Annotated in this window: 22 protein-coding genes; 7 read left to right on the top strand and 15 right to left on the bottom strand. The window is 73.0% G+C overall.

Annotated elements, in window-relative coordinates; genetic code table 11:
• Positions 1 to 50: 50 nt before the first annotated feature.
• Both ACZDYF_RS15135 and ACZDYF_RS15130 read right to left on the bottom strand, forming a co-directional pair.
• Positions 51 to 419, bottom strand: coding sequence for a heavy-metal-associated domain-containing protein (locus tag ACZDYF_RS15135; protein WP_191790153.1), 369 nt, complete (start codon positions 417 to 419; stop codon positions 51 to 53).
• Between the two features lie 26 nt (positions 420 to 445).
• Entirely contained in the window at positions 446 to 787 is a 342-nt protein-coding gene (locus ACZDYF_RS15130) for a metal-sensitive transcriptional regulator (protein WP_191790154.1), read from the bottom strand.
• Between the two features lie 224 nt (positions 788 to 1,011).
• Between ACZDYF_RS15130 and ACZDYF_RS15125 the strand changes: the two genes are divergently transcribed.
• Positions 1,012 to 1,599, top strand: a complete 588-nt coding sequence (locus ACZDYF_RS15125; protein ID WP_400273985.1) for an HdeD family acid-resistance protein — start codon at positions 1,012 to 1,014, stop codon at positions 1,597 to 1,599.
• A gap of 131 nt (positions 1,600 to 1,730) precedes the next feature.
• On the opposite strand, the gene hemL is transcribed toward ACZDYF_RS15125, so the two are convergent.
• From hemL to hemE, 6 genes are all read right to left on the bottom strand, one after another.
• The gene (hemL, locus tag ACZDYF_RS15120; protein WP_475058858.1) at positions 1,731 to 3,113 is read right to left on the bottom strand and encodes a glutamate-1-semialdehyde 2,1-aminomutase; all 1,383 of its coding nucleotides are present in this window, start codon (positions 3,111 to 3,113) and stop codon (positions 1,731 to 1,733) included.
• A gap of 5 nt (positions 3,114 to 3,118) precedes the next feature.
• Positions 3,119 to 4,081, bottom strand: coding sequence for a porphobilinogen synthase (gene hemB / locus ACZDYF_RS15115; RefSeq protein ID WP_404821892.1), 963 nt, complete (start codon positions 4,079 to 4,081; stop codon positions 3,119 to 3,121).
• Between the two features lie 32 nt (positions 4,082 to 4,113).
• Complete coding sequence (locus tag ACZDYF_RS15110; protein WP_475058800.1) at positions 4,114 to 5,094, bottom strand: uroporphyrinogen-III synthase; 981 nt, start codon at positions 5,092 to 5,094, stop codon at positions 4,114 to 4,116.
• Positions 5,094 to 6,278, bottom strand: coding sequence for a hydroxymethylbilane synthase (hemC, locus tag ACZDYF_RS15105; RefSeq protein ID WP_307824255.1), 1,185 nt, complete (start codon positions 6,276 to 6,278; stop codon positions 5,094 to 5,096). Before hemC ends, ACZDYF_RS15110 begins: the two co-directional genes overlap by 1 nt.
• Positions 6,279 to 6,441: 163 nt before the next feature.
• A complete protein-coding gene (locus ACZDYF_RS15100) occupies positions 6,442 to 7,971 on the bottom strand; it encodes a protoporphyrinogen/coproporphyrinogen oxidase (RefSeq protein WP_475058795.1) in 1,530 nt (509 codons plus the stop codon).
• Positions 7,972 to 8,025: 54 nt separating this feature from the next.
• Positions 8,026 to 9,135, bottom strand: a complete 1,110-nt coding sequence (gene hemE, locus ACZDYF_RS15095; protein ID WP_191790160.1) for a uroporphyrinogen decarboxylase — start codon at positions 9,133 to 9,135, stop codon at positions 8,026 to 8,028.
• Positions 9,136 to 9,184: 49 nt separating this feature from the next.
• Between hemE and ACZDYF_RS15090 the strand changes: the two genes are divergently transcribed.
• The gene (locus ACZDYF_RS15090; protein WP_475058790.1) at positions 9,185 to 10,600 is read left to right on the top strand and encodes a glutamyl-tRNA reductase; all 1,416 of its coding nucleotides are present in this window, start codon (positions 9,185 to 9,187) and stop codon (positions 10,598 to 10,600) included.
• A 187-nt stretch (positions 10,601 to 10,787) separates the two neighbouring features.
• On the opposite strand, the gene ACZDYF_RS15085 is transcribed toward ACZDYF_RS15090, so the two are convergent.
• The gene (locus ACZDYF_RS15085) at positions 10,788 to 11,216 is read right to left on the bottom strand and encodes an NUDIX hydrolase (protein WP_318243704.1); all 429 of its coding nucleotides are present in this window, start codon (positions 11,214 to 11,216) and stop codon (positions 10,788 to 10,790) included.
• A gap of 256 nt (positions 11,217 to 11,472) precedes the next feature.
• On the opposite strand from ACZDYF_RS15085, the gene ACZDYF_RS15080 reads away from it, so the two are divergent.
• From ACZDYF_RS15080 to ACZDYF_RS15070, 3 genes are read left to right on the top strand one after another with little or no spacing between them, the layout of a single operon-like run.
• A complete protein-coding gene (locus tag ACZDYF_RS15080; protein WP_475058784.1) occupies positions 11,473 to 12,681 on the top strand; it encodes an SHOCT domain-containing protein in 1,209 nt (402 codons plus the stop codon).
• 4 nt (positions 12,682 to 12,685) lie between these two features.
• A complete protein-coding gene (locus ACZDYF_RS15075) occupies positions 12,686 to 13,975 on the top strand; it encodes a TFIIB-type zinc ribbon-containing protein (RefSeq protein WP_475058780.1) in 1,290 nt (429 codons plus the stop codon).
• Complete coding sequence (locus tag ACZDYF_RS15070; protein ID WP_204810044.1) at positions 13,975 to 14,244, top strand: hypothetical protein; 270 nt, start codon at positions 13,975 to 13,977, stop codon at positions 14,242 to 14,244. The genes ACZDYF_RS15075 and ACZDYF_RS15070 overlap by 1 nt, the downstream gene beginning before the upstream one ends.
• Positions 14,245 to 14,337: 93 nt before the next feature.
• Here ACZDYF_RS15070 and ACZDYF_RS15065 read toward each other — a convergent pair whose 3' ends face one another.
• The 5 genes from ACZDYF_RS15065 to ACZDYF_RS15045 are packed head-to-tail and all read right to left on the bottom strand — an operon-like array spanning position 14,338 to position 17,883.
• The gene (locus ACZDYF_RS15065) at positions 14,338 to 14,988 is read right to left on the bottom strand and encodes a hypothetical protein (RefSeq protein ID WP_475058774.1); all 651 of its coding nucleotides are present in this window, start codon (positions 14,986 to 14,988) and stop codon (positions 14,338 to 14,340) included.
• Between the two features lie 52 nt (positions 14,989 to 15,040).
• Positions 15,041 to 15,442 carry a hypothetical protein gene (locus ACZDYF_RS15060; protein WP_475058770.1) on the bottom strand — a complete coding sequence of 134 codons (402 nt, stop codon included), beginning with the start codon at positions 15,440 to 15,442 and terminating at the stop codon, positions 15,041 to 15,043.
• A complete protein-coding gene (locus tag ACZDYF_RS15055) occupies positions 15,439 to 15,924 on the bottom strand; it encodes a hypothetical protein (RefSeq protein WP_475058767.1) in 486 nt (161 codons plus the stop codon). The genes ACZDYF_RS15060 and ACZDYF_RS15055 overlap by 4 nt, the downstream gene beginning before the upstream one ends.
• A complete protein-coding gene (locus ACZDYF_RS15050) occupies positions 15,921 to 17,591 on the bottom strand; it encodes a hypothetical protein (RefSeq protein ID WP_475058764.1) in 1,671 nt (556 codons plus the stop codon). The genes ACZDYF_RS15055 and ACZDYF_RS15050 overlap by 4 nt, the downstream gene beginning before the upstream one ends.
• 1 nt (position 17,592) lies before the next feature.
• On the bottom strand, positions 17,593 to 17,883 hold the full coding sequence (locus tag ACZDYF_RS15045) for a hypothetical protein (RefSeq protein ID WP_191790167.1): 291 nt from the start codon (positions 17,881 to 17,883) through the stop codon (positions 17,593 to 17,595).
• A 147-nt stretch (positions 17,884 to 18,030) separates the two neighbouring features.
• On the opposite strand from ACZDYF_RS15045, the gene ACZDYF_RS15040 reads away from it, so the two are divergent.
• Positions 18,031 to 18,954, top strand: coding sequence for a Ppx/GppA phosphatase family protein (locus tag ACZDYF_RS15040; protein ID WP_191790168.1), 924 nt, complete (start codon positions 18,031 to 18,033; stop codon positions 18,952 to 18,954).
• A gap of 87 nt (positions 18,955 to 19,041) precedes the next feature.
• Here the strand turns inward: ACZDYF_RS15040 and ACZDYF_RS15035 are convergent, their stop codons facing one another.
• On the bottom strand, positions 19,042 to 20,517 hold the full coding sequence (locus tag ACZDYF_RS15035; protein WP_475058757.1) for a DUF2252 domain-containing protein: 1,476 nt from the start codon (positions 20,515 to 20,517) through the stop codon (positions 19,042 to 19,044).
• A 272-nt stretch (positions 20,518 to 20,789) separates the two neighbouring features.
• Here ACZDYF_RS15035 and ACZDYF_RS15030 point away from each other — a divergent pair, with 272 nt between their 5' ends.
• The gene (locus ACZDYF_RS15030; RefSeq protein WP_475058750.1) at positions 20,790 to 22,157 is read left to right on the top strand and encodes an FAD-binding oxidoreductase; all 1,368 of its coding nucleotides are present in this window, start codon (positions 20,790 to 20,792) and stop codon (positions 22,155 to 22,157) included.
• The last annotated feature ends 45 nt before the right edge of the window (positions 22,158 to 22,202 follow it).

The raw sequence follows: 22,202 nt of genomic DNA, 5'->3' as shown, positions 1-22,202 counted from the left end.
GCGGCGGCCGGGAGTCCGGCCGGTGCTCCGTCGTCGGGCGGGTCGAGCGGTCAGGCCTGGGGGACCTGGAGGTCGTACGTCTTCTGGGCGGGCGCGGCGTCCGCGGCGGAGTCCGTGCCGCAGCCGCAGCCGCAGTTGTGGGCCTTGCGGTCGGCGGCCTGCTCGGCCGACTGCGCGGCCTGGGCGTCGAGCTGGACGTCGTAGCTCACGACCTCGTAGCCGGCCTCGTCGACGGCCTCGCGCAGCGCGGCCTCGTCGAGCGGGTCGTCCGAGAAGACGGTGACCTCGGAGGCGCCGCCGACGTTCAGGTCGACGCTGATGTTCTCCACGCCGGGGACGGCGCCCACGTCCTTGGTGACGTGCGAGACGCAGTTGCCACAGGTCATGCCGGTGACGCCGAGGGTGGTGACGGTGCTCATGGTGCTCCTTGGGGAGGGGTGGGGTGTCAGCTGCGGACGAGACGGGCGATGGCGTCGGACGCCTCGCGGACCTTGGCGGCGCCCTCGGCCTCGGAGGACCGGGCGGCGTCGACGACGCAGTGGCCGAGGTGGTCCTCGACGAGTCCGATGGACACCGCCTGGAGAGCCTTGGTCACCGCGGAGACCTGGGTGAGGATGTCGATGCAGTAGACGTCCTCGTCGATCATGCGGGCGATGCCGCGGACCTGGCCCTCGATGCGGCGCATGCGCTTGAGGTAGGCCTCCTTGTCGGAGGCGTACCCGTGGGGGCCGGTGTGGGCGGGGGCAGGGCCCGGCTCGACCGGGCGCTGGGTGGTCGTGTCGCTCATGCTGGGCCTCCGTGTCACTCGCTCGGATACCCCTACTGGGTACCAACCCTCCAAGGTACCCCGGCGGGGTATCGCCTTGTCAAGGGGGCGAAGGTCCCTCCGCGACGAATGCGCGGTTCGCCACGACATGCGGCCGTTTCGGGTGTTCGATGAGAGTCGAACAGCCCGCACGGACGGTGCTCCAGCGTTCCTGGCGGGACACGACACGACGTCAGGAGCCCGCCATGACCACGCAGGACCCGATCCTCACCGCCTTCTCCACCACCGCCAAGCAGGTCTGGTACTGGCCAGTGATCCGCGGCGTCGTCGCGATCCTCTTCGGCATCGTCGCGCTCGTGTGGCCCGAGATCACGGCCGTCGTCTTCATCTGGATCGTCGCGATCTTCACGCTCGTCGACGGCCTGTTCGAGATCGTCGAGGGCATCCGCCGTCGAGGGACCGGCGGCACGGCGGCCCTGGTCACGATCGGCCTCGTGAGCGTCGCGGTCGGCATCGTGCTGCTCGTGTGGCCCGGCAAGACCGCCGAGGTCCTCGTGTGGATCATCGGTCTGTGGGCCGTCGTCCTGGGCATCTTCCAGACGATCGCGAGCGTCGAGCTCCGCAAGGTCCCCGGCAGCGGCTGGGGCTGGGGAGTCTTCGCGGGTCTGCTGTCCCTCGTCTTCGGTGTCCTGGTCCTGTTCAACGTGGGCGCAGGCGTCGTGTCGATCGTGTGGATCCTCGCGATCGTCGCCCTGGTCTGGGGCGTCGCGCTCATCGCGTTCGGCTTCCAGATCCGCAGCCTGGGCAAGAAGGTCGGCCAGATCGGCTACTGACCGAGCCGGAGCCGCCTGCCGAGCCGTTCACGACGGCGCGGTCGGGCGTGAGGTGAGCGGCGCCGTCGGGCACGGAGGAAGGTGCCCGACGGCGCAGCTCACCCCGCCGGGCACCTCGCCCCGTGCGAGGTCTAGCGCTGGGCGCGTGCCGCAGCCCTCGCCCCGGCCGGGAGCGCGGCGAGGATGCGCTCGACCGCGTCGTCGTCGTGCGCGGACGACACGAACCACGCCTCGAAGACCGACGGCGGCAGGTTGACCCCCGCCTCCAGCATCGCGTGGAAGAACGCCTTGTAGCGGAACACGTCCTGCGCCTGGGCCTGCGCGTAGGTGCGCACCCCGGCCGCGGCGGCGAAGTCGCCGAACATGATCGAGAACAGGTTCCCCGAGCGCTGCAGGGCGTGCGGCACCCCCTCGGCGGCGAGGGCCGCGCTCGCGGCGTCCCCCACGACCTGGGCGACGTGGTCGACGCGGGCGTACACGGCGTCGTCGGCCAGGCGCAGCGTCGCGAGGCCCGCCGCGACCGCGACCGGGTTACCGGACAGGGTGCCTGCCTGGTAGACCGGGCCGAGCGGCGCGAGCTGGTCCATGATCGCGGCCGGACCACCCAGGGCCGCGACGGGCATGCCACCGCCGACGACCTTGCCGAACGTGAACAGGTCCGGCGTGTACGAGGGCTGCTCGCCCGCGGTCACGCCCGCCGCTGCACCCGACTCCAGGCCCCACCAGCCGCTCGGCCCCACGCGGAAGCCCGTGAGGACCTCGTCGAGGATCAGCAGGGCGCCGTGCTCGGCCGTGATGCGGCGCAGGCCCTCGTTGAAGCCCGGGCCGGGCGGCACGATGCCCATGTTCGCCGGTGCCGCCTCGGTGATGACCGCGGCGATCTCCGAGCCGCGCTCGGTGAACGCACGCTCGACGGCCTCGAGGTCGTTGTACGGCAGGACCAGGGTCTCGGCCGCGCTGGCCTCGGTCACGCCGGCCGAGCCGGGCAGGGCGAGCGTCGCGACGCCCGAGCCCGCCTCGGCGAGCAGCGCGTCGACGTGCCCGTGGTAGCAGCCGGCGAACTTCACCAGCAGGTTGCGACCCGTGACGCCGCGCGCGAGGCGCACCGCGGTCATGGTCGCCTCGGTGCCCGTCGAGACCAGGCGGACGCGCTCGGCCGCGGGGACCCGGCGGCGGACCTCCTCGGCGAGGTCGACCTCGCCGAGCGTCGGTGCGCCGAACGACAGGCCGCGCGCCGCGGCGTCCTGCACCGCCGCGACGACCGCGGGGTGAGCGTGCCCCAGCAGCGCTGGGCCCCACGAGCACACGAGGTCGACGTACTCGCGGCCCGTCACGTCGGTGACGTACGCGCCGCGCGCGCTCGCGATGAAGCGCGGGTCGCCCCCGACCGAGCCGTAGGCCCGCACGGGCGAGTTCACGCCGCCCGGGATCGCGCCCTGGGCGCGCACGAACGCCTCGTGGTTGTCGTGGAGGGTGGTCGCGCGCAGCGGCGAACCGGTCGGGTGGATGGTCATCGGTGTCACCGAATCCATTCTGCGATCTCGAGGGCCCAGTAGGTCAGGACGATGTCGGCGCCCGCGCGCTTGATGCCGAGCACGGACTCCAGGACGGCGCCGCGCCGGTCGATCCAGCCGTTCGCGGCGGCCGCCTCGATCATCGCGTACTCGCCCGACACCTGGTACGCCGCCACGGGGACGTCGCTGCGCTCGGCGACGGCCGCGAGCACGTCGAGGTACGAGCCCGCGGGCTTGACCATGACCATGTCGGCGCCCTCGGCCAGGTCCAGGTCCGCTTCGCGCAGGCCCTCGCGGAAGTTCGCCGAGTCCATCTGGTAGGTGCGGCGGTCCCCCTGGAGCGTCGAGTCGACGGCCTCGCGGAACGGCCCGTAGAACGCGCTCGCGTACTTGGCGCTGTACGCCAGGATGCTCACGCCCGTGTGCCCGGCGTCGTCGAGCGCCTCGCGGATCACGGCGACCTGGCCGTCCATCATGCCCGACGGCGCCACGACCTCCGCGCCCGCCTCGGCCTGGGTGAGTGCCATCGACGCGTAGCGGACGAGGGTCGCGTCGTTGTCGACGATCACGTCGCCGTCCGGGCCCGGCGAGAGGACGCCGCAGTGCCCGTGGTCGGTGAACTCGTCGAGGCACAGGTCGGCCATGACGACGGGGGCGGGACGGCCCGTGCCCGCGGCGGCGTCCCGGGCGGCGTCGCGTGCGATGCGGATCGCACGGTTGAGGATGCCGTCGGGGGCGTCCGCCTGCGAGCCGGTCGCGTCGCGGTGCGCGGGGATGCCGAACAGCATGACGCCGCCCAGCCCGGCCGCGGTCGCCTGCGCGACGGCGCCTGCGAGGCTCTCCTCGGTGTGCTGCACGATGCCGGGCATGGACCCGAGCGGCTTGGGCTCGGTCAGGCCCTCCTTGACGAACAGGGGGAGGACCAGGTCGGCGGCGTGCAGCCGGGTCTCGGCGACGAGCCGGCGCATCTGCGGGGTCGAGCGCAGGCGGCGGGGACGGATCACGGGTGGTTCCTGCCTTCTGTCGGGGATGAGTCGTCAGGACGAGGTTCTGACGGGTGGGCGGCGACGCGCAGCACGGCCTCCGCCAGGGAGTCGTCGGTCGCCTGGGCGGCGACGGCGTCGATCCGCAGCCCGACGGCGTGCGCGGCCTCCGCCGTCGGCTCGCCGATCGCGACGCCCGCGACGTGCGGGTCCGCACCGAGCTGGGTCGCGACCTCGCGCGCGACGCTGCCCGACGTCAGCACGACCACGTCGACCTCGCCCGCGCGCCACGCGTCCGCGACCTCCGGGGAGAGCGGGTGCGCGACCGTCCGGTACGCGGTCACGACGTGCGGGACCCAGCCGCGCTCCCGCAGGCCGTCGGCCATGGTGGGCTTCGCGAGGTCGCCCTGCGGGAGCAGGACGTGCCGCGTCGCGTCGGCGGCCGGGTGGTCGAGCGTGGTCCGGGCCTCGGGCCCGTGGTCGGGGGCCTCGGTGAGCGCGTCGAACGCCGCGAGCAGCCCGCGCGCCGAGTTCACGCCCGCCTCGAGATCCACCTGGACCCCCGCGGCCTCGAGCGCTCGCCGAGTCGCGGGCCCGACCGCGGCCCACCTCGTGCCAGAACCAGCGCGCGCTCCGGTCCTCGCTCGCTCTGACAGCTCGGCGAGCGTGCTGCCCCGGCGTGCGGCGCTCGCGATCAGCTCGTCGATCGCGTTGACGCTCGTGACCACGACCCACGCGAAGCCCGCGAGGTCTGCCACGGCGGTGTCCATCGCCGCGGTGTCCTCGATGGGGGCGCGCTCGATCGCGGGGCTCACGAGGACGGTCGCGCCTTGGGCGCGCAGCCGCGCCGCGAGGGGAGCGGCACGCTCGGGGGAGCGCGGCAGGAGGACGGTGGTCCCGGTCAGCGGCCCGGAGGTCGCGGTGTTCGCGGCGGCCGGGGCCGGGCCTGCTGGCGGCAGGGCGCGACCGCGCTGCGGGTCGCGCAGTCGGCCTGGCATCAGCGCCGCTCCGAGCGCACGGGGGCGTCGGTGCCGCCGACCGTGGGCTCGTCGTCCGAGCCGTGGGCGTCGTCCGAGGGCGCGGTGCCAGGGGCCCAGAGCGCAGGCGCCTCGGCCTGGGGGAGCGAGCCACCTCCTGGCCCGGTCGCGCGCAGCGGCGCGAGCTCGGCGGCTCCGGCGGCCAGCAGCGCGTCGGCGACCTGGACCCCGAGCCCCCTCGCGAGCGCGTCGGTGACGTCGCGCCCCTCGGCGGACGGACCCCCAGCCCCAGCGGCCCTGCCTGCGACGCCCGCAGGTGACGGCAGCGCGACCCGCGCCGAGTGCGTGAGGACCTGCCCGCCGTCGAGCCGGGCGACGACGGCCGAGAGCCGGATCTCGTCGTCCTCGACCACGGCGTGCGCTCCGACGGGGGCCGCGCAGCCCGCTTCGAGGCGTGCGAGGAGAGCGCGTTCGGCGAGCACCGCGAGGCGGGTCGGGAGGTGGTCGAGGCCCGCGACGACGTCGGCGAGGTCGAGCGGACGGTCCGTGGCGCCGTCGGGCCGGAGGTCGAACGAGGACAGCGGCGAGAGGTCCGCGGTCCGGACCTCGACGCCCAGCGCCCCCTGGCCGGGGGCCGGCGCCATGACCCGCACGTCGATGACCTCGGAGACCGCGTCGAGGCGGCCGAGGCGCGAGAGCCCGGCGTAGGCGAGGACGACCGCGTCGAGGTCGGCGTCAGGGCCGAGCGCCCGTGCGAGACGCGTGTCGACGTTGCCGCGGATGTCGAGCACGTCGAGGTCGGGGCGCACCGCGAGGAGCTGGGCCGCGCGGCGGGGCGAGCCTGTGCCGACCTTGGCACCGCGGGGAAGGGTCTCCAGCGTCCAGCCGTTGCGTGCGCACAGCACGTCGCGCGGGTTCTCCCGCTCGGGCGTCACGAGGGTCAGGCCCTCGGCCGCGCCGGTCGGGAGGTCCTTGAGGGAGTGCACGGCGACGTCGCAGCGGCCGTCGAGCAGAGCCTCGCGCAGCGCGGTCACGAACACCCCGGTGCCGCCCATCTGGGCGAGCGAGCCGGTGCGGACGTCACCCTCGGTGCGGACGCGCACGATCTCGACCGGCCGTCCGGTCAGGGTCTCGATGCGCCTGGCGACCAGACCCGTCTGGGTCGTCGCGAGGGCGCTGCCACGGGTTCCGACACGAATGCTCACGCTTCCAGTGTCCTCTGCCGGGCGGTGATGTCGAAATGCGCACCAACCCGTCCGGTGCGGATTTCCGGGGAATTGTCCACCGAGTGACATCGACCTGACATGAAGTCATGACAAAGCGACGAATTGTCAGCACGTCGGGAAATGTCGCCGACGCGACAAATGCTCAGAGCTGCTCGGCGGACTCCTGCGCGTGGCCCACGATCGCCGCGAGCCCCGTGCCCGCGATCCAGCCTCCCGTGACCCCCAGGCCGTCGACGTGCGACACCCGCTCCACGAACGCCGCGACCTCGCGCCGGTACACGGGCGTGGGCGGCGGGAGCGACCCGTTCCACCGCGTCGACAGGTGCTCGCGCACCTTGCCCTCCAGGTCCACGCCCAGCAGCACCGACGCGTCGCGGACCACCTGGTCGACGGTCGGCTCGACCGTCTCCCCGATGCGCCCGTAGCTCAGGCGCACCACGTGGTTCCCCGGCCCGACGGCGTCCGCCACCCGGGCGGCCAGCCACGGCCACTTCGCGGTCGAGTGGGTCAGGGCCTTGGCCTGGACCGGGTCGTGCGCGCCCGCCCGGTGGTTCTCGTCGCGCGTCGACCACGTGCGCGGCTTCGGGGCGACCAGGAGGCCGCTCCCGCGCGGGGCCGCGTCGAGCGCGGGGGCCTCGAGCAGCAGCGTCACGAGCCGGATGTCGGCGCCCGGCTCGGGGTCCGGGACCGGGTCGGCAGTGCGGCCCGCGAGCGGGGACACGAGGTCCACGACCGCGGGGGTCGTCACGAGCAGACGCGGGGCACGGAACGTCACCGGGCCGCTGGGGGTCTCTGCCTGGACGTTCCAGCCCCCGCCCACGGCGCGGCTCAGGTCCACCACCTCGTGGCGCGTGAGCAGCACCCCGGCAGGGCCGGTGCTCCCGGCCGGTGCGGCGCCGTCGGGGCCCTCGCTCGTCACGGCGAGCACGAGCTCCTCGACCAGGCGGTGCATGCCGCCCTCGATGCCGCGCACCGCCGAGCCGGCCGGCGCCTGCGCGCGCATCGCCGCGACCGCGCGCGTCAGCGAACCCTCCCGGGCGTACGCCTCGCGCAGGCCCGGGGCGACCGCGTCGACGTCGAGCCGCTCGAGCGGAGCCGAGTGCACCCCCGCGGCGACCGGGGCCACCAGGCGCTCCGCGACACGGCGCCCCAGGCGCGAGCGCGCGAACGTCTCGAGGTTCTCCTCGTCGACCCAGCGGCGCGGCTTGACCCGGTCCAGCCCGGCCCGCAGAGCACCGGGCCAACCCACCGCGCGCCGCACGTCCGCCGCGAACGGGTGGGCCGGGATGCCCATGATCCCGGCCTTCGGCAGCGGGAACGCGCGACTCGCGGCGTAACCCCACGCGCTGAGCGGAGCGGGCTCGACGACCGTCAGACCCAGGCCGGTGACCAGGTCGCCCACCGCGGAGCCGCGCGCCGCGAACGACTCGGCTCCCACGTCGACGGACAGGCCGGTCGAGCCGAGCTTGTCGCCGTGCACGGGCCCGCCCGGCCGGTCGGCCGCCTCCAGGACGAGGACCCGCAGGCCGCGACGGCGCAGGGTGCGCGCAGCGGTCAGACCGGCGATGCCGGCGCCGACGACCACGGCGTCGAACGAGCCGTGGGACGAGGCGTCAGACGTGGCGTCGGACGACGGGGAAGGGCCGGACGATCCATCAGCAACGGGGTGCACACGTCAAGTGTGCCCCCGCTGCGAGGGTGTGTCAGACCGTGCGTGACCCTGAGGTCACGCAGGTTCTGACACGTTCCGGACGGAATGGACCAGCTCGACCACGCGGGTCAGGACCGTCGGGTCCGTCTCGGGCGGCACGCCGTGACCGAGGTTCACGACGTGCCCCGGAGCCGCGCTGCCACGACGCAGCACGTCGCGCACGTGCGCCTCGAGCACGGGCCACGGCGCCGCGAGCAGCGCCGGGTCGATGTTGCCCTGGACCGGCACGTACCCGCCGAGCGTGGCCGCGGCCTCGTCGAGCGGCGTGCGGTAGTCGACGCCCACGGTCGGGTGCGTCACGCCCGCCTCCGTGAGCGAGTCACGCATGGCGCCCAACAGGTGCCCCGTGCCCGTCCCGAAGTGGATCGCGGGCACGCCCAGGTCGCTGACCTGCGACAACGCGACCGTGCTCCCCGGCTTGGCGCCCGCGAGGTAGTCCTCCAGGGACAGGCTCCCGGCCCACGAGTCGAACAGCTGGGCCGCGCTGGCCCCCGCGAGGACCTGAGCGCGCAGGAACGCGCCCGTGATCTGCGCCGTCCACGCCGTGAGCCGCGCCCACGACTCGGGGTCCGCGTGCATGAGGGTGCGCGCCGCGAGGTGGTCGCGCGACGGCCGCCCCTCGACCAGGTACGCCGCGAGCGTGAACGGCGCCCCCGCGAAACCGATGAGAGGAGTCGACCCGAGCGCCGCGACCGTGAGCGCGACCGCCTCCGTCACCGGGGCGAGCGACTCCGGGGTGAGCTCGTGCTCCACGAGGCGCGCGACGTCGTCGGGCGTCCGGTACGCCTGGCCCATGACCGGGCCCACGCCCGGGACGATGTCCACCTCGACCCCCGCGAGCTTGAGCGGGATCACGATGTCCGAGAAGAAGATCCCCGCGTCCACGCCGTGCCGGCGCACCGGCTGGAGCGTGATCTCGCTCGCCATGTCGGGGCGCAGGCACGAGTCCAGCATCCCGATGCCCTGGCGCAGCTCGCGGTACTCGGGCAGCGACCTCCCGGCCTGTCGCATGAACCACACGGGAGTGGTCTCCGGGCGCTCGCCGCGCAATGCGCGCACGAGCGGAGAATTCGTCGTCCGACCGTCGACGAGAGGGTGGTTGTCGGAAAGCGCGGTGAACGTCACAAGAACCGATTCTGCCTTGTGCCCGACGCGGTGATTGAATCGGAGCACTGTGGTTCTCCTGTCGATGACTGCAAGTCACCACGAGCTGGACATGTCCACCCTCGAGCTCCTGTCCACCGGAGCCGGGTCGGTCGGACGGGCAGCCGTCGCGACCTGCGAAGCGATCACCGGTGCCGTCGTCGTCTCGACGTGCAACCGGTTCGAGGTGTACCTGGACGTCGAGTCGCCCGTCGACGGCTGGGGCGTGCAGCACGCGTCGCACGAGGTCGCGCGCCTGGTCGCCGCGGCGTCGGGCGTCAGCGAGGACGTCGCGGTCCGCGCGTTCTCGACCCGCACCGGGCCCGACGTCGCCGCCCACCTCTTCGAGGTCGCCGCGGGCCTCGACTCGATGGTCGTGGGCGAGCGGGAGATCGCCGGGCAGGTCAAGCGCGCCCTGGAGGAAGCACGCGAGGGCGGCGTGACCTCGTCCACGCTCGAGCTCCTCTTCCAGACCGCGTCGCGGACCTCCAAGAAGATCAGCAACGAGACGACGCTCGGGGGCAACGGCCGGTCCGTCGTGTCCCTCGGGCTCGACCTCGCGAGCGCCGAGCTGCCGCCGTGGCGCCAGGTCCGCGCCGTGCTCATCGGCACCGGGTCCTACGCCGGGGCGTCGCTCGCGGCGCTGCGGGCCCGCGGCTGCGACGACGTGCGCGTGTACTCGGGTTCGGGGCGCGCCGAGCAGTTCGCGGCCGACCGCGGCGTCGCCGCCGTGACCGACCTCGTGGCGGCCCTCGAGGACGCCGACCTCGTCGTGTCGTGCAGCGGTGCGCGGGGACGGGCGCTGGCTGGTGCTGGTGGTGTTGCTGGTGCGCCGACGGTGACCGGGGTGGGTGCCGAGGGTGACGCGCTGGGCCACGTGCTCGACGCCGCCGCGGTCGTCCGCGCCCGGTCCCGCGCCGCGGAGGCCGCCGGCGACGAGGCGCCGCACCGGCCCATGGTCGTCCTCGACCTGGCCCTTCACCGCGACGTGGACCCGCGGGTCGCGGACCTCGACGGCGTCCTGCTCTACGACCTGGCCTCCCTCAAGGCGCACTCACCCGCCCTGGGGTCGCTCGTCGTCGGGCAGGCGCGGACGATCGTGGACCGTGCGACGCAGGACTTCGAGGAGACCCGCCTGGGGCGCGCGGCCGACACGGCCGTGGTCGCGCTGCTCGACGACGCCGACCGGCGCATCGCGGCCGAGGTCGCCGAACGTGTGGCCGAGCGTCGGGCCGCGGGCGGCGAGGTCGACGATGCAGACACCGAGGCGCTCGCCCGCTCCGTCCGGCGACGCGTGCACGCCGAGTTGCACGACGCGATCGTCGCGGCACGGGCGTCGGCGCTGGCCGCGGCCCGCGAGGAGGCCTCGGCCGTGGTGGCCGACGCCGAGGCGGCGATCCTGGGTGCGGACGTGTCGGGCCGCGACGAGGTGCGCGCCGGCCGCTGAGCCGACCTCTCGGTGCCGAACATGCGGTCGGCGTCGCGATCGGGCCGGATCCGGACGCTGACCGCATGCTCGGCGAACGGCAACCGCATGTTCGCCGCAGGCCCGCTCGGCTGGCCCGCTCGGCTGGCCGCTCGACTGGCCGGCTCGGCTGGCCCGCTCGGCTGGCCGGCTCGGCTGGCCCGCAGGGTCAGGCCGCGAGCTCGCCGGTCGCCGCCAGGCGCTCCAGGACGATCCGGCCCGCGGGCGGCACCCGGTGCGCGTCCTGCGCACCGACCCAGGTGAGCTCGCCGACCTCGGCACGGGGTGCCGGCTCGGGGGACCCGGGCAGCGGCTCGGCGTAGAGGCAGTGCATGTGCACGAGCCGTCCGCCCAGGCCGTGACCGGGCGCCTCGGCGACGAACCCGGACCGCACCGTGGCCGGGTCGAGCAGCACGCCGAGCTCCTCCTCGATCTCCCGGACCAGTGCCTGCTCGTCGCTCTCGCCGGGATCGATCTTTCCGCCCGGCATGAAGAACAGGTCGTTGTCCCGGCTGCGGACGACGAGCAGCCGACCGTCCACGACGTGGATCCAGCCGACGGTCTTCAGGGGTTCTGCGAGGGGGGAGGGGGAGGTCACGGGGAACATCCTGTCATCCGGCGCGTCACCGTCGGCGGGCTGGTCGGTCACCATCGGCGGTCGGGCGCGTCACCGTCGGCGGTCCCGTGCGTCACCCTTCGACCGCAGCACGGGACGAGTGGTCCCGTATCCACGCGATCGTTCCGTTCCGGGGCAGAACTCCGATACTGTGCGGGTCGCGGGCGGGCCCCCACGGCCCGACGCGACGAACACAGGTCACGCGCGGCGCCGTCCGCCCGATCGGACGGAGAGCTCGATGGGATTCATCAAGGCCTTTGCTGGTGCCCTCGGAGGCACGCTCGCGGACCAGTGGAAGGACTTCCTGACGCCGCCGACGAACCTCGCGCCGACCGCCGCGCTCTTCCCGGCCGTCGCGCAGGGGCGCAACGCCGGGCGCGGGGCGAACACCAAGGGCTCGGCGAACATCATCACCAACGGGAGCCGCTTCGTCGTCCCCGAGGGGTACGGGCTCCTGACCTTCCAGGACGGTGCCCTCACGGGCTTCGTGGCCGAGCCGGGCGGGTACCTGTACACGTCCGACGACCAGAACTCCCAGTCGATCTTCGCCGACAACGGCTTCCTGAGCCCCCTGATCAAGACCACGTGGGAGCGGTTCAAGTTCGGCGGGCAGCCCGGGTCGCAGCAGCTCGGCTTCTACGTGAACCTCAAGGAGCTGCCGAACAACAGGTTCGGCACGCAGTCCGAGATCTACTGGGACGACGCCTACCTCGGCGCCCAGGTCGGCGCGATCACGCGCGGCACGTACTCCCTGCGCATCGTCGACCCGATCCTCTTCGTCAAGCAGTTCGTGCCGCTCACGTACCTCGGGGCGAGCGCGAAGGTCTTCGACTTCTCCGACCTCGACAACGACGCCGCGAGCCAGCTCTTCACCGAGGTCGTCGGCTCGCTCGCGGCGGCCTTCTCGAGCTACACCAACGACCCCGACAAAGGGAACCGGATCACCCGGATCCAGAGCGACTCGGTCGGCTTTGCGCTCTCCTTGGCGGGGGCCGTCGAGGAGGGCTACCAGTGGACGTCCTACCGCGGACTGTCGATCGTCAAGGTCGCCCTCGCCGCGATCGAGTACGACGACGACACGCGCGCGCTGCTGAGTGACGTCAAGAAGGCCGACGCGCTCGCAGGGGCCCGTGGGAACTCGTTCCTGCAGCAGGCCGCCGCGCGCGGCATCCAAGCCGCGGGGGAGAACCCGGGCGGCGCCGCGAACATGGCGATCCTCGGCATGGGGATGAACGCCGCCGGCGGCGCCCTGTCCGGTCTGCAGCAGCCCGTCGTGCCGGTCCAGCAGGTCCCGGTCCAGCAGGCGGCGGCGCCGGCCGCGCCCGCCCCGGCCGCGCCCGCCGAGGACCCGGTCGCGAAGCTCACCCAGTTCAAGTCGTTGCTCGACCAGGGCCTCATCACCCAGGCCGACTACGACGCCGCCAAGGCCAAGATCCTCGGGTTCTGAGGCCATGACCGTTCACGAGCCGCAGTCGGCTCCCGTCCCCGACGGCCCGCCCCCGCCGGGAGCCGGCCCGACGGCGACCGCCGGGCCTCCGTCGGCTGGCGGCCCGGCGGGTGGCCCGACCGTCGTGCGGACCGACACCGGCGCGACCGACGGCCTCGTCAAGTGCATCCGGTGCGGCGCGACCGAGATCGCGTACGACGTCGCCAAGGCGACGCTGCGGTGCGGGTTCTGCCGCTACGAGTGGGTGAGCACGGTGACGCTCGCCGACCTCGGGCTCGACGGGAACATCGGCGGGCTCGAGGGCGTCGTCCTGGGCTCGGGCAGCGCCGACATCGTGCCGTCCGCCGAGGAGATCCTGACGTTCCGCTGCGCGGGCTGCGGGGCCGACGTCGTCGTCGACACCGCGCACGGCACCCAGGCCCGCTGCCACTGGTGCCGCAACGTCCTGTCGGTGAACCAGCAGGTCCCCAACGGGGCCGTGCCCGACGTCCTGCTGCCGTTCCGCCTCCCCAAGGAGGACGCGGTCGCGGGCATCCGGCAGTTCGTCGGCCGACGCCAGTTCTACGCGCACCCCCGGTTCCGGGCGGAGTTCAGCCCGGAGAACGTCGTCGGCGTCTACCTTCCGTACCTCGTCGCGGACCTCAATGCGAAGGCGCGCCTCGAGGGGCAGGGTGAGCACCTCGTGCGCAGGTACACCGTCACCGTCCGGGGCTCCGACGGCAAGGACACGACGGAGACCCGCTACGACTACGACCTGTACGACGTCGTGCGCGAGTTCGACCTGCACGTCGACGACCTCACGATCGAGTCCTCGGCCGACCGGCGAGACCACGGCGGCAAGGCCCGGACGAACAACGTCATCAACACGATCCTGCCGTTCGACGTCGAGAACGCGGTGCGCTACGACTCGAACTACCTGTCGGGGTTCACGGCCGAGCGCCGCGACAGCGACGTCGACGACCTGCGCGATCCCGCGTTCGCGCAGGCGAAGGAGATTGCCCGGTTCCGGGCGCGCGACATGATCGACTTCTACGACCGCGGGGTGCGGTGGGACCGCGAACGGCTCGACGTCGTCGGGCAGCGGTGGGTCGCCGCCTACCTGCCCGTGTGGTTGTACTCGTACCACGAGGTCCGCAAGAACGGGTCGTCGCTGCTGCACTACGTCGCGGTCAACGGCCGCACGGGCGAGACCATGGGGTCTGTCCCGGTCAACCACCGCCGCCTGCTGGCGGTGTCCGTCGTCGTCGAGGCCGTGGCGGCCGTCGCGGCCCTCTTCGTCATGATCGGGTTCTGATGCACGCGCTCGCCCTGGACGCGCTCACCGTCGCCTCCTCCTCCGGGGAGGAGGAGGCCGTGAAGGCCGTCGTCGTGGTGGTGCTGCTGCTCGCAGGGCCGCTGTTCTACTGGTTCACGTGGGCGCGGTACCGCAACACGGGCAAGCGGCACGACCACCGCCGGGACACCAAGTCCGTCACGCTCGACGAGCGCGGGTCGGATGCGCACGTCAGGCGCGTCACCGGCCGGTCGAACAGCTCGATGAACGACGCCAACCACCTGACGTAGACGCCGCCACCAGCCGCTCCGGCGGCACTGGCGGCACTGGTGGCTCGTGCGACGGGGAGGACCAGGCCCGGCGACGCCGGCGCGCGGCTGGTGTCATTCCCAGGAGCTGACGCGCACGATCTGGTCGAAGAGCCCCGTGAGCGGTTCCTCGAGCTCGCCGGCCGGAGTGCTGAAGGCCACGAGGACGAACCGCTTGGTGCCGGGGACCGTCATCCAGTACTCGACGGCGACCGTCGGGAGGGTCTCGTCGCTGTCCGGGTCGACGAGGACGTGCCTGCGCGTCCGCCGGGCGACCTCGGAGGGACCCGCCGTGAAGCGGTGAAGCGCCCCGGCCCCGCCCGGGGTGAGGTCCGCGAGGCCGCGTTCGAGGATCGCCATGGTCGCGGTCGCGCTCGTGCCGACCGCGGGTGTGAGCTGCTGCGCGGGGAGCGAGACCATCGCGGTCACGGGGATCGGCGCCCCCGGGACGATCGACAGGGCCACGTGGAACGCCTGTCCGTCCCCGTCGATGGCGTCGTCGAGCGCTCCCAGGACGCGCCGTTCGAGCTCGATCCTCAGGGCGGCACGGTCGTCGGCGGGGCCCACCGTGGCGGCGACCAGGCGTCGCACCGAGGCGCGCGCCTCGGTGCGGTCGTGCAACGGGACCTGCCACCAGTTCCCCGGCAGGCGCAGGCGAAGCCGCGGGAGGGGAGCGGGCACAAGAGGCTCGTGCGGGGCGGACGGGCCGGTCGTCGCGGCGCTCATCGTGGGTCTGCCTCGTCTCGGGTCGTGGTGCGGACGCTCAGCGCGTGGTGGGTCACGGGGCCACCTGCGGTCCGTAGCGTTGCGCGAGTTCGTGTGTGGGAACGGACAGGGTGAACCTGTAGGCGTCGTTCTCGAGTCCGAGGGACGTGTCGAGTGCTCTGCCTTCGAGCCGGATGCGGAGGTTGTTGACGAAAACGTCGGCGCTGTATCGCACCATGGCGTCCTCGACGCCGGGGGCGTCGTCGATGAGGGCTTCCCGGATCGTCTCGGCGTCCTTCTCGGAGGAGCCTGAACACCCGGTCAGGAGCAGGAGCGCGGCGAGGACGACACCGGTCGTGGTGCGACGCTGCTGGTCACGACGGACGTCGCTGCGACCGGTGCCATGGATGAGATGTGCGTGACCTGGACGAACACTGCGAGGCAGGCTTGGGCGGCTTGACTGGTTGACGCTCACGAGCCGTCCCGTGGCCCGAAGCGCTCGGTCAGCTCTTCCGTTGAGACGGTCAGGACGTCCCAGGACACGTCGGAGTAGAGGCCTAGCGCCTCGTCGACTCCTCGGCCGTTCAAGGTGACGGCAGTTGGATCTCCGATGCGGTCGCCTTCGGCGAAGGGGACGACGCTGACACGGACGCGGATGTTCGAGGGTTCCGAGGGTGAGGTGTTCCAGGCCTGTTCAAGGGTTTCGACGATGGCGGTGGTCAGGGCTTCGTCGTCTGTGCTGCTTGTCGTGGGCATGGAGAGCTGGATGCTGAGGTTGTTGGTGAAGATGTCGGTGTTGTAGCGCACGATGGCGTCCTCGACGCCGGGGGCGTTGTCGAGGACGGCTTCGCGGATCTTCTCGGCGTCCTTCTCGGAGGAGCCCGAGCAGCCGGTCAGGAGCAGGAGTGCGGCAAGGGCGACACCGGTCGCGGTGCGACGCCGAGGTGAGAAAGTCACTGTTCGCGTCCTTCGTAGGTGTAGTAGGTCTCGGTGTCGGCGAAGAACATCGCCTGGTCCGCCCTGATGGCCTCGAAGGTCGACTGGGTGGCGGACGAGACGTAGCCGCCATCGTGAAGCGACCCGTTGGAGAGATGCTCGGCAGTGGTGGAGTACTTCGCGGCGTCGTGGCGACCTGCGTCGAAGAACGGGCTGGATGCAGGTGCGGTGGGTCCCGCCCACGTGTCCGTCTCTACTGTGGCCCAGTTGTCGTGCGGTGGGGGCGGTGCCATCCCGTCCAGTCGGTGAACCGGGTCGCCCCGGTGCTGGAGCGAGACGACAGAGACGTCCGAGGGGATGCCCATGGCGTCGATCGGCGCTCCCGCCACGACGATGGCCTCGATGTTGTACGGGAGGTCCGGATCAGCGGCGAACTTGCCGGCCAGGATGCCGCCCTGGCTGAAGCCGACCATCATGACGTGGTCCTCCGGCCCGATACCGGCCTTCTCCATGGCCTGCAGCACCATGCGCTCGTACGCAGCCTTCTGGTCAGGAGCCAGCATGAGGGTCAGGTTGGACCCCAGGTCGTTCGCGGCCCCCGTGTCGCTGCCCAACTCCCAGTCCTGCGTGCTGGGCGGGATCACCCGCCAGATGGGCAGGCCGTCTGGCCCAGTCCCGACTCTGACGATCTGAACGACCGTCGTGTCGGCTTCGCCGAGTTCGTCCACGGTCGCGGCGTCCTCGAAGGCGCGGTAGTACGGGTCGTTCGTGGGCGACTTCGCCGTCGCCCCCGTGAGCCGCATCTCCGGCGTCGGCTTGCCCACCTCGGTCTGCAGCACGGGCACGAGGATCGGCGCGAGCCCCTTGAGGAAGAGCATCGTGGCGCCGATCCCGGCGTCGAGGACCTGGTCCCAGGTCATCACCCCGAACAGGACCGAGAGCGAGTACAGGACGAACGCGGTCACCAGGACGGTGAGGGCGAGGACGACGATCACCAGGTCGGACAGCCACTGCAGCACCTGCTCCAGGACGCTGTCTATCCACGTGTCGATCATCGCGAGGAAGTCCCCGACGGGGGCGAAGAACGCCCCGACCTTGTCCGCGAAGCTGTCGTTGAGCTGGTCGAGGACGGGCCGGATCGCGTCGGCGGCGCGGCGGGCCGCGAGGTCCTTCGTCTCCTCGGCCTCCGCGAAGGCGTGGAGCGCGACGTCGAGCGACGCCTCGTGCTCCTGGATCTGGAGGGTGAGCCCGCGAAGGGCGTCGTACAGGGCGTCCACGACGTGCGCGGGGGCGCCGGAGGCCGTTGCGTCGCGAAGGTCCGACTCGGCCTCGTCGCGCTTCGTGTACAGGGGCCACAGCTGGGTGCGGGCGTCCTCGACGACGACGAGCGAGGCGTCGGCCTGGGCCTGGGAGTCGCGGAGCACGACCGCGTACTCCTTCATCGCGTGCGCGGTGGTCTCGTAGCGGGGGACGGTCGCGTCGATGTCGTCGGCGAGATCGAGGGCCCGGTCGTCGAGGGCGTCCGCCGCCCGACCGAAGGACTCGCTGCGGTCGGCGAGGTCGGCGAGCCCGCGGCTCACCGCCCGGATCTGTTCCGCGACCGACAGGTAGCGGTCCGCTGCCAGGGCAAGCGTGTCGGGCTCTCCTGTGAGCGGCGGCATGAGGTGGACGGCTGAGGCGTGGACCATGTCAGAGCTCCACGGTGCGCAGCTGGGCGGCCATGGCGGCGTCGACCTCGTGGAACGTGTCGCACACCGCTTGCGTCAGGTCGGCGACGGCCTGGATCTCCTCGCCGAGCTGCTCGCGTCGCACGTTCCACGCGCTCGCGAAGTCGCCGATCGCGCCGCTCAGGTGCCAGTGTCCTGCGGCGTCGGCGAGGCCGCGGTTGAACTCCTCGGCGGCGAGGAACTCCTCGCGCAGCCTGCGCAGGAGGGTCGCGGTGTCCGCCATGGCGGCGAGGTCGAGCTGGATGTCGGGCATGCCTACTTCGTCTCTCGGTGCTGGATGGCGGGCCACACCCTAGCGGACGGGGCGTAGGCGTCGACAGGGAGAGAACTCCCCATGTGGGGCGGCAGCCGCGGTGCGGGCTCCCGCGTGCCCCAGGCGGGGGGCGGCTACCGTGGGCGGATGCGACTGGGAGTGCTCGACATCGGTTCCAACACGGTCCACATGCTCGTCGTGGACGCCGAGCGGGGTGCGCGTCCGGACCCGGCGGCGTCTGGCAGGTCCGTGGTCCGCCTCATGCGGTACCTCCAGCCCGACGGCTCGATCTCGGCCGAGGGGGTCGACGCCCTCCTGGAGGCGGCCGACAAGGCTGCGGCCCTGGCCCGCGAGTACGAGGTCGAGGAGTCGTTGGCGCTCGCCACGTCGGCGCTGCGCGAGGCGAGCAACGGCGCCGAGGTGCTGGCCGCGATCGAGGAGCGCGTGGGCGTGCCGATCGAGGTCCTCTCAGGGCCCGAGGAAGCGCGCCTGACGTTCCTCGCCGCGCGCCGCTGGCACGGCTGGGCGTCGGGTCGGCTCATGGTCCTGGACATCGGTGGGGGCTCGCTCGAGATCGCGTCGGGCCTCGACGAGGAGCCGGACGTCGCGGTCTCGGTGCCGCTCGGCGCCGGCCGGATGACGATCGAGTTCCTGCCGGACGACCCGCCCTCGGCCAAGCAGGTCGCCGCGCTCCGGGCTCATGTCCGGGAGGTGCTGGCCGGGGCGCTCGGCGAGGTCAAGCGGCTGCCGCGCCCGGACCACGTGGTCGCGACGTCCAAGACGTTCCGGTCGCTCGCGCGGCTCGCGGGCATGAAGGTCGCGGTCGTCGGGCCGGAGGAGCGCTGGCGCATGGAGCGCTCGCAGCTCTCCGACTGGGTTCCGCGCCTCGCGCGCATCCCCGCCACGGGCCGCACCGAGCTGCCGGGCATCACGGCCGAGAGGACCTACCAGATCGTGGCCGGAGGCGTCGTCGCGGAGGAGACCATGAAGGCGCTCAAGGTCGCCGAGGTCGAGATCTGCCCGTGGGCCCTGCGCGAGGGCGCGATCCTGCGCCGCCTCGACCAGATCTGACCCCACCGCGGCGAGTCGCCCCCGCGTCCTGGCGACGGTGCCGCCCGGGGCGAGCGGCGCCGTCGGGCCTGGAAGAGAGCCCTGGCGTCAGACGCCCAGGACCGCCTCCACGTCGCCCGCGGCGATCGCGTCCACGAGCGCCCGGTGGTCCAGGGCGTTCTGGTCCGCGTAGCGCTTCGCGAACTCGGCGAACGAGCGGTCCGCGACGTCGCCCTTGCCGAGGTACGCGCTGATCGCGAGGGCGTCGCCCGAGCGGGCGTGCCCGCGCGCGAGGACCCACGCGCACATCTGCGCGTACGCGGCCATGGCGACCGGGAGCATGGTCTCGAGGTCGGCCGAGACCTTCCAGTCCCAGAGCTGGCGGAAGTAGTAGTCGTGGCGACGGTCGTCGGCGCCGTGCACGGTGTTCCAGCCCAGCAGGGCGTCGCTCGTCGCCTGCAGGAGGCGCTGCCCCTCGACCACGCGCCGCCCGTTCTCGGGGTAGGGGCTCGCCAAGGTGTACGGCTCGAGCACCGACGGCTCGGCCTCCTTGACCTGCAGGAACAGCGGGTCGTCGTTGTCCCGGCCCACGAGCAGCGCGACCCAGCAGCGCGTCCCGACGCTCCCCACCCCGACCACGCGCCGCGCCAGGTCGACCAGGCGGTAGCGCTCGAGCAGGATGCGGCGGGCTCCCGTGAGCGAATCGCCGTACGTCGCGAGGGCCGTGGTCACGACGCCGAGGAGACGGGCCTGCTCGTCGGCGTCGAAGAGCTCGCGCACGGGCACGAGCAGGGGCGGGTTGCTCTGGAAGCGCAGCTCGCCGTCGTCGTGGAGGACCGTGAGCCGACGGCGGGCCTTCTGCCGGTCCTTCGTGCGCGCCTTCCGCAGGGCCTTGCGGAGGTTCTCCATGACGGCCGGCGGGACCGAGCCGCGCCACCTGTCGACGATCTCGTCGCCACGCAACTGCACGTGCCACAGGTCGAGGTGGCCCAGGTCCGCGAAGGACCGCAGGGTCTCGCGGTAGGCGCGCCCCGCGCCCAGCACGATCCGCTCGCGCTCGTGGTGCGACATGCCGCGGTGACGGCCCGCGATCTCGAGGCTCGCGACGAGCCGTTGCACGTCCCACTCGAAGGGGCCGCGGTGCGTCTCGTCGAAGTCGTTGATGTCGAACACGAGCGAACGCTCGGGCGACGCGAAGCCGCCGAAGTTCGCGAGGTGCGCGTCGCCGCACAGCTGGACGGTCAGTCCCGTCCTGGGCCCGACCCCGAGGTCGGCCGCCATGACCGCCGCGGCCCCGCGGTAGAACGAGAACGGCGTCGCGGCCATGCGACCCATGCGCAGCGGGACGAGCTCGGGGACGCGGCTGGCGTTCTGGGCCTGGAGGATCGCGACGGGGTCGCGACGGTCGGCGGCAGGCTCCCAGGAAGCGGTCCCGCGGCGGTGCAGGAGCGCGCGAGCGGCGCGGCCCTCTTCCTTGCGCTGCTCGGGGGACGGCGTGCCCCGCAGGGGCGGGCGGCCGTCGGGCCGGGTGGGGGGCTGGGGGGTGGGCTGGGTGGGGGGCTGGTCCGTCGCGGGGTGGGGCATCGTCGCTCCTCGGGTCCGGGGCGTGCGGTGCGCCCTCGCTCATCATGGCGCGCGGGGTCACCGTGCGCGCGGTCACCCTGGGCGCGGGGGAGCGTCACCGTCGGCGGACGTTTCGGGCACCCTGGGCGCAGGCGGGCGTCACCTCGGCGGACATTTCCGTCACCCTCGGCGGACATTTCCGTCACCCTCGGCGGACATGTCACCGGGAGCGCTCCCAACCCTCTCTCTGGGGTAGCGCTGCTCCGCGCTCCCATCGTCCGAGAGGGACTTCCATGACTGCCCACGAGACCACGCAGGACGTCGTGCTCGCCGCGCTCGCACAGGGCGTGACCGGCCGGGTCCTCGCCGGCACCGACCCCGACGCGCGGCTCTCCGGGATGAACGTCGCGGTCGAGCACCGCCCCGACTACGTCGTCCACGCCACGTCCGCCGACGACGTCCAGGCGACCGTCCGCACCGCCCAGCGCTTCGGCCTGCCGGTGACCGTCTTCAGCACGGGTCACGGCTTCGCGCGCGGGATCGACGGCGGCATCGCCCTGAGTACCGCAGGCCTGACCGGCGTCGAGGTCGACGAACCGGCTCGCACGGCCCGCATCGCCGCAGGATCGAGATGGAGGGACGTGCTCGACGCCGTCACGCCGCTCGGTCTCGCGGCCGTCACGGGGTCGTCCCCCGACGTGGGAGCCGTCGGGTTCCTCCTCGGCGGCGGGATCGGGCCGCTCGCGCGCGAGGTCGGTTTCGGGTCGAACTACCTCGTCGCGGCCGACCTCGTCACGGGCGACGGCTCCCTGCTCCACGTCGACGACGAGCACCACCCCGAGATCCTGCGGGCGCTGCGTGGCGGCAAGTGGGGGCTGGGCGTCGTGACCTCGGTGACGGTGCGCCTGCTGAACCTCGAGACCGTCACCGGCGGGAGCTTCTTCGCCCTCGGGGACGACGCCGCGACGCTCTTCCGGACCTACGCCGACTGGGTCCAGAGCGCGCCGTCGGACATCACGACGTCTATCGCGCTGCTGCGCCTGCCTCCGCTCGACTTCCTGCCCGAGCCGCTGCGCGGCCAGTACGCGGCGAACCTCCGCGTCGCCTCGACCCGGCCTCTGGCCGAGGTCGAGCGGGCCATCGCGCCCTTGCGCACCGCGGTGCCGATCCTCCTGGACTCGATCGCCGAGATCCCCTACGCGGCGATCGGGGGAGTGCACGCCGACCCGACCGACCCCATGCCGATCCTCGACGGGTCCACCCTGCTGCACACGTTCGGTCCGCAGACCGCCGAGGCCGTGCTCACGGTCGCGGGGCCGCAGTCGCAGGCCCCGCTCATGATGACCGAGATCCGCCAGCTCGGCGGGGCGCTCGCCGACGGGTCGCACGGCGCCGACTCGGTCACGGGGCGCGACGCCGCGTTCGCGCTCTTCACGATCGGGCTCCCCGTCCCCGAGCTCTTCGAGACGGCCGTCCCGGCAGCGATCAACGGCCTGCTCGAGGCGGCGCAGCCCTGGTCGCTGGGGCGCACCCAGGCGAACTTCGCCGGCGCGATCAGCGAGGCCGCGCCGATCGACCTGTGGTCCCCGGCGGACCAGGCGCACCTGGCGACCGTGCGCCGCGAGCTCGACCCCGACGGGAGGTTCGCGCTGCCCGCCTGAGGCGGCGTGACCCGCCCCGATGCCGAGGGAGCACCGTGCTCCCTC

It is taken from the genome of Oerskovia sp. PE-21s (genome assembly GCF_056158145.1).
Note: the sequence above shows the minus strand (reverse complement) of the source record. Positions and strands in the feature narration are given on the sequence as shown.

Bases quoted from the DNA above. Each gene is read 5' to 3' on its own strand.
- ACZDYF_RS15135 (WP_191790153.1), bottom strand. From the start codon at position 419: ATGAGCACCGTCACCACCCTCGGCGTCACCGGCATGACCTGTGGCAAC.
- ACZDYF_RS15130 (WP_191790154.1), bottom strand. From the start codon at position 787: ATGAGCGACACGACCACCCAGCGCCCGGTCGAGCCGGGCCCTGCCCCC.
- ACZDYF_RS15125 (WP_400273985.1), top strand. From the start codon at position 1,012: ATGACCACGCAGGACCCGATCCTCACCGCCTTCTCCACCACCGCCAAG.
- hemL (WP_475058858.1), bottom strand. From the start codon at position 3,113: ATGACCATCCACCCGACCGGTTCGCCGCTGCGCGCGACCACCCTCCAC.
- hemB (WP_404821892.1), bottom strand. From the start codon at position 4,081: ATGCGCCGGCTCGTCGCCGAGACCCGGCTGCACGCCGCCGACCTGGTC.
- ACZDYF_RS15110 (WP_475058800.1), bottom strand. From the start codon at position 5,094: ATGCCAGGCCGACTGCGCGACCCGCAGCGCGGTCGCGCCCTGCCGCCA.
- ACZDYF_RS15080 (WP_475058784.1), top strand. From the start codon at position 11,473: ATGGGATTCATCAAGGCCTTTGCTGGTGCCCTCGGAGGCACGCTCGCG.
- ACZDYF_RS15075 (WP_475058780.1), top strand. From the start codon at position 12,686: ATGACCGTTCACGAGCCGCAGTCGGCTCCCGTCCCCGACGGCCCGCCC.
- ACZDYF_RS15070 (WP_204810044.1), top strand. From the start codon at position 13,975: ATGCACGCGCTCGCCCTGGACGCGCTCACCGTCGCCTCCTCCTCCGGG.
- ACZDYF_RS15065 (WP_475058774.1), bottom strand. From the start codon at position 14,988: ATGAGCGCCGCGACGACCGGCCCGTCCGCCCCGCACGAGCCTCTTGTG.
- ACZDYF_RS15050 (WP_475058764.1), bottom strand. From the start codon at position 17,591: ATGGTCCACGCCTCAGCCGTCCACCTCATGCCGCCGCTCACAGGAGAG.
- ACZDYF_RS15045 (WP_191790167.1), bottom strand. From the start codon at position 17,883: ATGCCCGACATCCAGCTCGACCTCGCCGCCATGGCGGACACCGCGACC.
- ACZDYF_RS15040 (WP_191790168.1), top strand. From the start codon at position 18,031: ATGCGACTGGGAGTGCTCGACATCGGTTCCAACACGGTCCACATGCTC.
- ACZDYF_RS15035 (WP_475058757.1), bottom strand. From the start codon at position 20,517: ATGCCCCACCCCGCGACGGACCAGCCCCCCACCCAGCCCACCCCCCAG.
- ACZDYF_RS15030 (WP_475058750.1), top strand. From the start codon at position 20,790: ATGACTGCCCACGAGACCACGCAGGACGTCGTGCTCGCCGCGCTCGCA.